Origin of the sequence: Thermobacillus xylanilyticus, assembly GCF_907165215.1 — a bacterium.
Classification (GTDB): domain Bacteria; phylum Bacillota; class Bacilli; order Paenibacillales; family Paenibacillaceae; genus Thermobacillus; species Thermobacillus xylanilyticus.
The window spans coordinates 17,946-30,646 of the sequence record NZ_CAJRAY010000049.1 but is presented as its reverse complement, the minus strand read 5'-3'; the positions used below and the strand labels follow the sequence as shown (position 1 = coordinate 30,646).

The window sequence follows — 12,701 nt, the reverse complement described above, 5'->3', positions numbered from 1 at the left end:
CCGGCTTATTCCACCGCGGGCAGGTTGATCGTGACGGTCGTGCCCTTGCCGACGGTGCTGCGAATCTCCATCGTCCCTTGATGGCTCTGGATGATGCGCTGGCTGATCATGATGCCAAGCCCGGTCCCCGACTCCTTGCTGGTCACGAACGGATCGCCCAGCTTCGGAATCATGTCCTCCGGTATGCCGACGCCGTGATCCCGAATCGTGATCACGATCCAGCCCGGCTGTTTCCGGGCATCGATCTCGATCTCGCCGCCCTTGGGCATCGCCTCGATCGCATTTTTCAATACATTGATGAATACCTGTTTCAGATGATTCTCCTCGCAGGCCACCTCGCAGGGCTCGCTGTCGAAAGAAGTGGTGAATACAATATTGCACAGATGCGCCTGACTGTCGAGCAGCGAGATGACATCGCCCAGGATGAACCGCACATCCTGAATCCGGAATTTCGTCGCCTGCGGTTTCGCCAGAATCAGAAATTCGCTGACAATCAGATTGATCCGGTCGAGCTCTGACAGCATGATATCGATGTGCCGCTGATTCAGCTTGTTCGTCTGCTGCTGGAGCTGCAGGAATCCGCGCAGTGTCGTGAGCGGATTGCGGATCTCGTGGGCCACCCCCGCGGCAAGCTGGCCGACGGTATTCAGTTTCTCCGCGCGGCGCAGAAGCTCATCCATTTTGTTCCGATTCGTCATGTCGCGCGTAATGCTGGCGAACGCCTGGATGACGCCGTTCCTGTCGCGGATTGCCGAGGTGGTGACGCTGACTTCGAAGCAGGAGCCGTCTTTCCGGCGGCGGATCGTCTCGCGCGCCGGCAGCATCTGGCCGGCAAGCAGCGCTTCCCGGGCTTCGAGCTCCTCTTTCATGCCGCTCTCGGGAACGATCGGCAGATTGCGTCCGATCGCCTCCTCCTCGCTCCATCCGAACATCTGCTCGAATGCCGGATTGACGCGGATGAGCACACCGTTCACATCTTCAATATGGATCGCGTCCGTCGTATGGTGGATAATGGACTCGAGGTGTTCCTTCATCGACCGGTTTTCTTCAAACGCCTTCTTGAGCTTGGCCGTGTAGACGTCCAGGTTCTTCGCCATCGCATTGATCCGTTCGGCCAGTTGGCCGGTCTCGTCTTTGCGGTTCACGGCAAGCGGCGTATCGAATCGTCCGGATGCCACTTCATCCACCTTGCCCAGAATTTGGCGCAGCGGACGGATCAGCACATAAGCAAGCCCGTAATTGATGGCGACCGCTGCCGGGAGAAGGAGAACGGACAGGGAGATCTGATAATTTCGCGTCTCCCTGATCATGCCGTACATGGGCGACAGGTCCGCCGCGATGCGCACGGCAAGCCCCGATTCGGGAAATCCGAACGTGCCGGCAAGCAAGGTCTTTCCTCCGCTTCTGAGCGAGCGGTAAACCTCGCCGCTTCGCATGGCCTCGGCCAGATCGGCCGAATCCGTCCCGCTCGCATGGATGTCGTAGCTGCCGTACAGCAGACGTCCGGTGAGTTCCTGCGATGCAGCGTTCCCCGCTTCCTGCGCGGATGAGGAGCCGGCCCCCCCTTCTTCCGCCGGACGGAATACCGCGATTTCCATGATGTTGCGGTGCAGGGACTGAAATTCCTGAATGAGTGCTGCCGGATCCAGGCCGGGCGAGTCTTCATCCGTCCCGCCTGCAGGGCGCATCTTCCGGGCGGCATGCTCCGAGACGCTTGCGGATATGTTGTGCATCAATTCCTGCACTTCGCGCTTCAGGTTGACCCGCATCGCATAATCGTTCACAATGACGGTGAGTGTCTGGAAAATCATGACGACGGTCGAGAGGATCAAGGTCAACCTGATCTTGAATGACAACACGGGCACCTCCTTCCATACGGCAAAATCTTGTGGATAACATCGGTGTCTTGATTTTTGGTTGTGGACAACTGTGGATAAACCTTTTTGTTATCCACCGATTTATTCACAACGTGTTAACAACGAATATCTGTTCGCGGTATAGACAGTCACAAGTGCAGGATCGAACAGCGGAGGAGGCAGATGAATGAGCTTTGCAGAGGACGATGTGCGCTTCATGCGCGAAGCCATTGAGGAAGCGAAGAAGGCAGAATCGTTGCGGGAAGTCCCGATCGGCGCAATTATTGTGAAAAACGGGGAGATCATCGGCAGAGGCCACAATCTGCGCGAGTCGATGCGCGATCCGACCGCCCATGCCGAAATTCTGGCCATCCGTCAGGCCAGCGAGCATCTGAATGCCTGGCGGCTGCTCGATTGCACGCTGTATGTCACGCTGGAACCTTGCCCAATGTGCGCCGGCGCCATCCTGCAGTCCCGGATCGCTCGCGTCGTCTACGGGACGGACGATCCGAAAGCAGGCTGTGCAGGCACGCTGATGAATTTGTTGCAGGACAGGCGGTTCAATCATCGTACCGAGGTCACATCCGATGTGCTGCGCAGCGAATGCTCCGAACTGCTTACCGGCTTCTTCCGGGCGCTGCGCAATCGTTCATAAGCGGGGGGCTTTTTTGTCGGGAATGGTCAACTCGTCCCGTTGCAGCTGCTGCAGTGCGACGATAAGCCTGTCCGCCTCTTCGCTCAGGGCGAGGACTTCCGGGTCGGTTAGACTTCCTCTTGCTTCCGCAAGTGCGTGCAGACGAAAGCGAAGCGTTTGCAGCTGACCCAGCAAGCGATCTTTCTTCATCTGCCTCAGTCTCCCCCGATAGAAATTATGGATTGTGCTTCCATTATACACTTCTTGATCCACAGAATTTGTAAGTTTTTGTCGATTGGACTCCACTTTTTTCTGCCGCTTTTCGACATGAATCTAGTACCAAGGCTGCATGACATGCGGCTCTGTCCTATGAAACTTGGCATTGCCATTTCAATACAATTTAAAGTATAATGAACTTTGCAGATTCTTGAAATATTACTGAAATACATATCGGCATCGAATCAGAAAAGGGCAAACTTGTCGAAAGGCAAGGACGCAAAGCTAAGGGTCTACGGCTCCGCACGAGCTATGATCGCCTGGTTACCGGGATTCGGATGTACCTGTCGCTGCATGTAACGGTAGACCATCCCTGCTAATCAGGGGTGGTTTTTTTGTCATACTGGAGTCCCATACAGAAAGGAGCTGTGGAAAAGGACCATGCCGTTATCCAACACTTCCCCGTCGACGGGAAATTCGTCGACCGGTTCGATGGGATACGACATCACGGTGCTGGTGGACTCGAAAGCCGTCGTCGAAAAAAAAGGATTTGTATCGACTGGCACGCTGACCTATGTCGCCGGTGAGCTGTTGGAGATTGAATTCCCGCAATACGACCAGTTCATGCTCGGCGAAAAGGTCAAGGTCATGATTTACGCCAAGGGCGGCATCTATGTGTTCGAATCAACGGTGCTTGCGAAGGATCAGGGCGCGCTGGTCGTGCTGAACCCTCCCGAGAATCGCCGCAAATTCCAGGACAAGCGGCAGGATCCGCGGGTGCCGGTCAGAGAGCAGGCCCGGGTGCTCAGTCTGTATGAACATGCGCGCAAGGTGGAACGCAAGTTCCCGGATCCGCCGACCGTTCTGCTGGACAACATCAGCATGTCCGGAATCGGCTTGCTGTTCAATATCGATCTTCCGCTGCAGACGCGGAACCAGCTTCACCTTGAATTGGATCTCGGCAACCGCTTTGAATGCAGGACGGAGATCGTTCATCTGCAGCGCACCGAGGAAGGCACCCGGTGCGGAACGCGCATTATCGAGCTGAAAGATGACCACGCGAATTGGCTGCGTTCCTACATCCTGAGATCGCAGATCGAGGCCTACTACCGCGAGAAGGCGGAGAAACTGCACAAAGAGATGGTCGGCGAAGAAGGAGAGGCCGAATTCGACGCCCAGGCCGATCAGCCGGAGACGGTCAACACGGATCGCGCGCCGCAGACCTACCTGTTCAACGATTCCAAGTACGAAGGTTGAAGAGACAACGATTATCAGGTCGCCGTCCCTTCCGTCGCCAGTCGCAATATGGTATAATACATCTTGCTGCGCGCCCGTAGCTCAGCCGGATAGAGCGACAGTTTCCTAAACTGTGCGTCGTGGGTTCGAGTCCCACCGGGGCGCGCCAGTACATAAAAGGCTTGTCCCGCAAGGGATTGCGGGAATGGTGCTATCGGGACTGTGCGCTTGACAGGCGCACAGTCTCGGTCTTTTCCAACCGGGAACTGTCGGTCATGGCTCGGTTTGTCGGCCTGTATGGCAATGGGACCGGTTGCGCCCTCCTGCAGAACACCATCTGCCGGGAGGGCTTTGTTTATGCTTGTATCCGCAGATCCAAGAAAAGGGCGAAGAATCGTAAGAGGCAGGACGAGGGAACCGGACCAGACCGCGAGCGAAAACCCGGTGACGCTGGACCACGCGTTCCAAGTGTTTTACTCCTCCAAAAAAGCCGAAGGGATGAGGGAACGAACACTCGGGGAGTACGTGAATAGTTGGCGGTATTTTCGGGAATGGTTGAACCAGTACGATCCGGAGTCCGGTTCATTCAGCAAATCGGTGCGGAACACTTGCGCGCTTATGTCAACCTGAATTTCGAAAGTAACAATCTCTGAAAATATGAAAAGTGCTCCAAATCTTTGGTAGAATGGTGTTTGTCCGAACAACATCACCCAAAGAGAGGAGCACCCTTAAGGTGAAGTTTACCACACCCATTCATAAAATCAAAACAGAATTTTCGTTGGAGTCTGAGTCAAGTCAGCGTGGGCACCTTATTGGGGATGCTGGATCACAACCGAAAAAAGAGCCAATCCCTTGTTAGCGATTTCAGTTTTTCTTCTTTCAGGAACTGCTTTAGGTCTCTGGTATCAGTATCCTCTAAGTCCTTTTAATGCCATTCCAGTCGGGCGACTTTGCCATTGGCTTCTGAGCAGTCGAATCATCCCTTCAACGCATCCTTTCGCCGGTCGTATGGCGTCGTGAAGCAACCTCCGTACACTCACCACACGTTGCGGGGACTCGCCTACGTGCTCCTCGACTTCTTCCAACCAGCCGGTCTGCCCGCGTCGCATGACGGCCTCCAGCATCGCCCGGGAGCCTCGTTCACTCCAACTATATCCTCCGCGCTTCGTCCGTTTGGCCAACACCCGCATCTGGGCTTCCGCACTCCCCATTGGCCTCATGCCAGTCGTGTCGATGCCGTTTGCTTCAAGTGTCTTCCGGTAATCCTCCAGATGCTTGCGGTGCCGCCTCAAGAACGACTTGTATGCGGTCCATTCATCCCGTTTGTCAGACGCAATCTCCTCGATCGCTACGCTCTCCACGGCCGCCATCAAGGCCGCCGGCTCCTGCCTGGCCAACGCCTGTCTGGCGTCTTTCCATATCTTCGGCAGGTGGCCCACATACCGTTTCAGATCGCGCGCCACATGAAAACGATCCAGCGTGTAGATGCACCTGTGAAAGTACGATTCGCATTCTCCGATCCACACGGCTCCGTCTCCGCCCACCACCAGCCAAGTGTCCTCGTCGATCTCATACCGTTCTGTCAGAAAGTCGCCAAACCCTTCCCAAAAGTCACCCTCGCCCCGATGCAGATAATGCTGCTTGTTCCTCAGCCGCACACGCTGGCCGACCTGCTCCCAGCCCTCATGCACCACGGCGATCGCATGCTCCATCCCTTGCCGCTTCCGCCGCTGAAGTTTCGTGTACAGACCATCCGCCTCCACGAATAACACCCTGGCCGGTCGTTTTTCCGTTGCTTTGACCGGCTTCTCCGCTTGCTCGATCAGTTTGGTTCGAATGGCCTCATGGCTGAGCACCGCGTAGCCCAACAACGCTCATCACGCATCGCAGCGTTATTCGCGTCGTCCGGAACATGAACTATGTCACGATCGGACCGGAGGACCGTCTGCTTCAGTTGTCCAATTACGCCTTCGACGGATCGGTGTTCGACATCTTCGGCGCCCTGCTGAACGGAGCCGGCCTCGTTCTCGTGAACCGATGGACGGTTCTGGAGATCGACGAGCTGGGCAAGTTGATAGAAGAGAAAGGCGTGACCGTGTTCTTCGTGACAACGTCGCTGTTCAACTTGCTGGTGGACGGTGCCCTGCCGCGCCTTCGCAAAGTCCGCCGCATTCTGTTCGGCGGTGAAGCGGCTTCTGTCCGCCATGCACGGAAAGCGCTCAACGCCCTCGGACCGGGCCGGCTAATCAACGTCTACGGGCCGACCGAAACGACCGTGTTCGCAACATACTATCCGATTTGCGAGATCCCTGCCGACGCGCCGTCTGTGCCGATCGGCAAGGCAATCTCGAACACGACGCTGTATGTGCTGGATCAGCAGGGTCAACCGGTGCCTCCCGGTGTGCCGGGCGAACTCTTTATCGGCGGAGACGGCGTGGGATCGGGCTATCTCAACCGCGACGATCTGACAAGGGACAAATTCGTCGTCCTTCCCGTCGCGCCGGGCGAACGGCTGTACCGCACCGGCGACCTTGTCCGCTACTTGCCTACCGGCGACCTGGACTATATCGGCCGGCTGGACTTCCAGGTCAAGATCAGGGGGTTCCGTATTGAACTCGGGGAAATCGAGGCACGGATTCTCCAACTTCCGGGCGTAAGGGAAGCAGCGGTCGTCGCCCGCCGAGATCAGAGCGGCAGCCTGTACCTCGCCGCCTTCTACAGCGGCGAAACACCGGACGCGCCATTGCCGGATGACATCCGGCGCATGCTGGCCGACATGCTGCCGGAATACATGGTGCCTGCCCGGATCGTGAAGCTGGATCAACTGCCGCTCAATCGCAACGGCAAGATCGATAGGCAGTCGCTGCCGGCCGATACAGAAGCTGCATCACCCGGGGAGGACGGCCGACTTTGCCCTACGACGCCTCCATCCGGCATGGATGCGGAGGAGATCATTCTGTCCAAGATGCGGGAAGTGCTGGACGACCCGCGGTTTGGAAGACAGGACAACTTCTTCCGTCACGGAGGCCATTCGATCAAGGCCATCGCGCTGGTGCAGGCACTGGCCAAAGAAGGCATCTTCCTGAAAGTCAACGAGGTGTTCCGCTATCCGACGGCCGCGGAATTGGCCGTTCTGCCCTCGGTTGCCGGGTCGAGGCAAGCGCCATCGAACGAGCCGGATGCGTTCGGGACTGTTCCGCAGACCGTCGCAGACCTCGAAGACGGACAAATCGAGGCCCTGATCCGACAGGTTCAGGCTTCCTGCGCAGCGGTCGGCGACCTGATCCGATCCGCACAGGTGAAATCCGAATTTCCGCTGTCGCCTGTGCAACGTGCGCACAGGGCAGCCAAGTCCAGAATCAGTGGATTTACGGCGGTCATCCGCGGCTTTCTGAATCAGCGGCAAATGCAGAAATTACTGGCCGACGTCATTCTGGAACATCAACTGCTGCACAGCGTGATGGAAGACAATGAACCATTGGAAACGCGATGGAGAGAGATGGATTTGTCCGGACTGGAAGGCTGGCTGGCCCAGCAGCTTCCTTATGCGGATCTTTCCATTACTCGAGGGAAATGTGAGGGAACGCGTCGTCAAGCGCATGTACGAAGTCCTGTTGCTGCAGCCGCACGAAGCGGAAGGCCTCCCGTGGCGGCTCGTCTGCCTGCGAATTGCCCGCGACCGTCATCTGGTCATATGGGGCTTTGATCACACCGCTTTCGACGGCATGAGCGCGGAGATCATCCGCCACCGGCTCGAGAGCGGCGCGGCGATCGTTGCCGGAGCGGGAGAAAGCCGCCATTCCAACGGCAGAGAGGAACCTCACCCGCAAAAGTATTCGGATTATGTCGATCTTCTGCGGCAAGGGCCGCAAGATCTGACGGAAAATGAGCTGATCCGCTTCTTCGCCCTGCGCAAGTGGACGAAGCTTAGTCGGGAACTTATGGACCGGCTGACGGAATCCGGCGGCGGCGCCGGACGATTCGAATTCATCGTTCCGCTCGCTGCAACCGGCGGAACAAATGCGTTGGCAGCGTCAATCCGGCTGGCTGTCCGTATGCTGTCCGAGTACACGGGAATGGCAGATATTCCGCTTGCAATCGTCAGTTACGGAAGGAGCTATCGCGGTCGTGACTTCTTCAACTGCGTAGGCGAGTTCCTCGACCTTGTTCCGCTCGTCATGAAGCGCGGCCGGTCGCCCGGAGAGACACTGTCCCTGCTGGAGAAATGCCGGGAACACGGCATCAACTTCATGTCGCTGCTGCTCGACTCCGAGCTTGCCCGGAAGTACGGACGCCTCGCAAGTCTGCTGGCGCCCTTCTATCAAGTTGCGGATGAACCGAAGCCGCTGGTGCTGTTTAACTTCCAGGGGGCGGTATCGGAGGAAGAGCTGAAGGCTTTTGCTGCAGCGGAAGCGACCGATGCTCCCGATAACGCTTTGGCGCGTTTTGCGGTGACGGCCAGGGTGGAAGGCTCCAATCTCGCCATCATCATGGAGAGCGTGGACGGCATTCGGGAAGAACGCATGCGGGAAATCGCCGATCGGTTGCTCTCCGGCGATGAAACCGTAGACGAATGACCAGACAAGGGAGGACGTCCTTAATGAAATTAGCCATACAGCATGGCAACCCGCTGCGGCTGCCGGAAGGATTCAACACGCTGTCCGGCATGCTGCTGCACATCGCGGAACGATATCCCGGACACGGCCTCCTGTTTCCTGACGCTTCGGGCACTGATGATTTCGTCTCCTACCCCGATCTGGTCGTCCTTGCGCGCAAATATCTGGATGGTCTGAAGCGTCACGGCATCCGGAAAGGGGACCGGGTTATCGTGGAAATCGAGAACCCGAAAATCTTCTATCGCGTGTTCTGGGCCTGCATGTTCGGGGGCGTCATCGCCGCCCCCGTCAGCCGGCCCCTGGCATGGGAACCCGGCTCACCCGGTCTGGCGAAATTCGCCAAAATATGGGAGGTCATGGACAGGCCGGTCGTTATTATTGAAGAAACACAGCGTTACCGCTACGAGTCGCTGCGGAGCGATCCATCATTCGCCGGATTGACCTTGCTGTCAACCGACGAACTCGAATCGGACAATCAGGCGGAGATCGTGCCAACCGATCCGGACGATCTCGTCTTCCTTCAATTCTCGTCCGGCAGCACGGGCATCCCGAAGGGTGTGAAGCTGACCAATCGCAACATTCTGGCGAATAACATGGCCAGCGTCCGCGCTCTTCACGCTTCCGATGAAGACATCGTCTTCACCTGGCTGCCGCACACGCATGACATGGGGCTGTTCGGCCAGCATCTGACGCCGATTGCCAGCGGAAGCCGCATCGTCGTTTTTACGCCGTACATGTTCATCCGGTCCCCGTACTTCTTCCTGAAGAAGCTGTCGGACCTTAAGGGGACCTGGTTCTGCTCCCCCAACTTCGGGTACGACCGGATGGTCCGGAAGGTGAGCGACGATCTTCTGCCGACCCTCGATCTATCGTCGCTTAGGTTCTCCCTCAACGGTGCGGAACCGATCTCGACGGCGGTTATGAACCGGTTCATCGAGAAGTTTTCGGTCTGCGGTTATCGCAAGGAGATGATGTTCCCCGCCTACGGCATGGCGGAAGCGACCGTCGCCGTCACGCTGTCCGGCATCGGCAAACAGCCGGTCATCGACCGCATCTCCCGCACCCGCATGAGCCGGGATCGCACCGCCGTCATCGTCAGTCCGGACGATTCCGATGGCGTGACGTTCACACGCGTCGGAACGCCTGTCGAAGGGATGAGCGTGCGCATTGCGGACGAACACGGCAACACCCTGCGGGAAGCGGAAATCGGCGAAATCCAGATTCAAGGCGACAGCGTCACATCAGGCTATTACAACCAGGAGCAACAAACGGCGGAACTGTTCCAGGAAGGCTGGCTCAGAACCGGCGATCTCGGCTACATAAAGGATGGCGAGCTGGTCATCACCGGCAGAATGAAAGACCTGATCATCGTCCGCGGCCAAAACTACTTTGCGCACGATCTGGAGGAAATTCTTTATGAAACGGGAGCGGTTCCCCACGGCAGCCTGATGCTGGTCGGTCTGTTTAACGCCCGCACCCAGCAAGAAGAATTGCTGGCCTTCGTCAAGCACAAGGGGGACATCCGCAAGCTGCTCCCGATCCGCCAAACAATGACGGACAGGCTTCGCGAAACGACCGGCATCGAGATTACGCATGTTATTCCGGTCAAGTCCATCCCGAAGACGACGAGCGGCAAGCTTCAGCGCTATATTATGGCCAATCAATACGAGTCGGGCCAATTTGACCGGGTCATTGAGGAGATCGGAAACCTGCTGGCTGATCGCCCCGATCCGGCTCCGGCAATCGCCGACGCGCCGGACACGAAAACCATGGCATTCCTGCGTCGGATATGGTCAGAGGTCCTGAACATTCCCGAACGTGACATCCGCCCGGATGACGCTTTTCTCAGGTTGGGCGGCAATTCCGTCAAGGCGTATCTCGTGCTCGACCGGGTGGAGCGGCATTACCGGCGAACGATCGGGCCGGAGATGTTCCTCAGGTGCAAAACCATCCGGGAAATGGCCGAATATTTGGAATCCGCGGCGCCAGATCCGGACAGCCCGAAAACATTCCAATCGGCCGCCGCGGATACGTCGTCGGACCGGAGAATCGCCGTAACAGGACTTGCTTTGCGCGTTCCCGGAGCCAAGACCCGGGAAGCGTTCTGGCACAATCTCGTCACCGGAACGGATACGATCCGCAAGGTCAGCGACAAGCGCAAGCGACTGGCCGGACGGCCTGACTGGGATGAATGGATAGGCGAACTGGAAGACGTGGAACGATTCGACAACGATTTCTTCGACATCTCCGACCAGGAAGCCGTATGCATGGATCCGCAAATCCGGCTGTTGCTCGAAGTCGCCTATGAAGCGCTCGAAGATGCGGGCGTGCTTGCGGAAACTGACGACCGCCGCAAGATCGGCGTTTACGCAGGGGGCAGCGAGAGTACCTATTATCACCTGGTGCTGGACCATGTCCGGAAACACGGCACGCCGGCTATTCATCCAAACGCCATGGTCGGCAATATGTCGAACATGCATGCCGCGTATCTTTCGCGCCAGTTCAACTTCTCCGGTCCGGCCGTCACCGTGCACACGGCATGCTCTTCTTTCCTCGCGGCGGTCCATCACGCGGTGACGGCCATTCGGCAAGGGCAGATTGCCGCGGCAGTGGTGGCGGGAGCCAACGTGCTGTCAACACCGGACATTCAGCATTTGTCCCGCATCGCCGGCATCTGCTCCTCGACACGGCATACCCGTGCTTTCGACAAGAACGCGGACGGATCGGTGATCGGCGAGGGCGCGATTGTCGTATTTCTGGAACCGCTGGCCGACGCGATTCGCGGCAACCGGAAGATCTACGGCGTGATCCGCGGCTCGGCGATCAATAATGACGGTTATTCCTTGAGCATGATGGCGCCCAACCCGACCGGCCAAGCCGAGGTGCTGGAAGAGGCATACCGAGACGCCGGAGTATCTCCGGAAGAGATCAGCTACATTGAAGCGCACGGATCGGGAACGGCAATCGGCGATCCGGTGGAGGTGAGCGCCCTGAACAGAGTGTTCGCCCCCCGATTGGGAGAAGCGCGCGGCCGCGTCGGTATCGGGTCAGTCAAGACGAACATCGGTCATCTGTTCCCGGCGGCCGGCGGCGCCGGTCTGGCCAAAGTGCTGCTCAGCCTCCGCCATCGCCAATTGCCGCCCAGCTTGCATGCGGATGAGGTCAATCCGGCTCTGCAGCTGGACAAGACCCCCTTCTACCTGGTGAAAGAGCTCCGGGATTGGCCGGCCGAAAACGGCAAGGCGCGGAAAGCCGGCATCAGCTCATTCGGCCTGGGCGGAACGAACGTCCACATCGTGCTGGAGGAATGGAACGGCGAAACGGGAATCACCGGCAAGAATCACCGTTTCGGAGACCGATTGCTGACATTCTCCGCCAAGAGCGAACAGGCGTTGTCCATGATCATCGAGCAGACCGCAAAAATGCTGGAATCGAACCCCAACCTCAGCATCGACGACTTGACCTTCACGCGCAACCGGTATCGCCGGCATTACGGATACCGCGCCGCATGCGTGTTGTCCCGCGAGCGGCCGCTGGAGGCGTTCTCCGATATGAGAAGCGGTGCATGGTTGAAGAACCGCACAGCGCGAGTCGCGCTGGTGGTCGGCGATCTGTTCCGCGTGGACGAGCGGAGGGGAAATGCGCCTGCCGCCGAAATCGAAGCGGAATTCGTGTACTGGCATGCATTGCTCACAGGACTGGGCCGCTTCGTTCGAAATATCGCCGAGAACGGAAGTCTCCGTTCGGGCAAGATGCTGACGGATGCGCTGAATCACAGGCTGGAACTCACGGAAGCGATCCGGCATGCAGCCGCCGGAACGGAAGCAACATCCGATGTTCCGACACAAGTGCTTCATGCGGACATTCTGATAGCGCTCCATGCATCCGACGACGAAATTACCGGTATTCTGCCGAAGGAACAGCAAGACCGGGTAACCGTCATTCGCATCGGTCCGGACTTGCGTCAGAAGTACGCCGATCCGCTTGCAGCACTCCATTCGGTTATGGCGGATCTCTATGTTGCGGGCGCCGAGCTCGATTGGCTGAAGCTGCACCCGGACGGCAGCGGCCGCATGATCGATCTCCCGCCCTATCCGTTCAGCGGAAAATCACTGTGGATCGGGCAAGAGAAAGGAGAATGAA

The 12,701-nt window shown here is 57.9% G+C and carries 7 protein-coding genes, 1 tRNA gene, 1 pseudogene and 1 riboswitch; of the genes and pseudogenes, 6 read left to right on the top strand and 3 right to left on the bottom strand.

Annotated elements, in window-relative coordinates:
* Positions 1-5: 5 nt before the first annotated feature.
* Positions 6-1,859 (bottom strand): ATP-binding protein, encoded by a 1,854-nt coding sequence (locus KJQ12_RS10540; RefSeq protein WP_213484642.1) that lies wholly within the window; start codon positions 1,857-1,859, stop codon positions 6-8.
* Between the two features lie 184 nt (positions 1,860-2,043).
* On the opposite strand from KJQ12_RS10540, the gene tadA reads away from it, so the two are divergent.
* On the top strand, positions 2,044-2,511 hold the full coding sequence (gene tadA, locus KJQ12_RS10535) for a tRNA adenosine(34) deaminase TadA (protein WP_213484641.1): 468 nt from the start codon (positions 2,044-2,046) through the stop codon (positions 2,509-2,511).
* On the opposite strand, the gene KJQ12_RS10530 is transcribed toward tadA, so the two are convergent.
* Positions 2,506-2,700 (bottom strand): aspartyl-phosphate phosphatase Spo0E family protein, encoded by a 195-nt coding sequence (locus tag KJQ12_RS10530; RefSeq protein WP_041854626.1) that lies wholly within the window; start codon positions 2,698-2,700, stop codon positions 2,506-2,508. The genes tadA and KJQ12_RS10530 overlap by 6 nt on opposite strands.
* 250 nt (positions 2,701-2,950) lie before the next feature.
* Positions 2,951-3,038: riboswitch (cyclic di-GMP riboswitch) on the top strand.
* A gap of 109 nt (positions 3,039-3,147) precedes the next feature.
* On the opposite strand from KJQ12_RS10530, the gene KJQ12_RS10525 reads away from it, so the two are divergent.
* Both KJQ12_RS10525 and KJQ12_RS10520 read left to right on the top strand, forming a co-directional pair.
* The gene (locus KJQ12_RS10525; protein ID WP_213484640.1) at positions 3,148-3,963 is read left to right on the top strand and encodes a flagellar brake protein; all 816 of its coding nucleotides are present in this window, start codon (positions 3,148-3,150) and stop codon (positions 3,961-3,963) included.
* Between the two features lie 70 nt (positions 3,964-4,033).
* A tRNA-Arg gene (locus KJQ12_RS10520) sits at positions 4,034-4,111 on the top strand.
* 736 nt (positions 4,112-4,847) lie between these two features.
* Here KJQ12_RS10520 and KJQ12_RS10515 read toward each other — a convergent pair.
* A pseudogene (locus tag KJQ12_RS10515) lies at positions 4,848-5,813 on the bottom strand (ISLre2 family transposase); the annotation flags it as partial.
* Between the two features lie 5 nt (positions 5,814-5,818).
* Between KJQ12_RS10515 and KJQ12_RS10510 the strand changes: the two are divergent.
* The 3 genes from KJQ12_RS10510 to KJQ12_RS10500 are packed head-to-tail and all read left to right on the top strand — an operon-like array spanning position 5,819 to position 12,700.
* The gene (locus tag KJQ12_RS10510; RefSeq protein ID WP_280529259.1) at positions 5,819-7,648 is read left to right on the top strand and encodes a non-ribosomal peptide synthetase; all 1,830 of its coding nucleotides are present in this window, start codon (positions 5,819-5,821) and stop codon (positions 7,646-7,648) included.
* Positions 7,542-8,519 carry a condensation domain-containing protein gene (locus tag KJQ12_RS10505; RefSeq protein ID WP_213484638.1) on the top strand — a complete coding sequence of 326 codons (978 nt, stop codon included), beginning with the start codon at positions 7,542-7,544 and terminating at the stop codon, positions 8,517-8,519. Before KJQ12_RS10510 ends, KJQ12_RS10505 begins: the two co-directional genes overlap by 107 nt.
* 23 nt (positions 8,520-8,542) lie before the next feature.
* Positions 8,543-12,700, top strand: a complete 4,158-nt coding sequence (locus KJQ12_RS10500; protein WP_213484637.1) for a beta-ketoacyl synthase N-terminal-like domain-containing protein — start codon at positions 8,543-8,545, stop codon at positions 12,698-12,700.
* Position 12,701 lies beyond the last annotated feature (1 nt).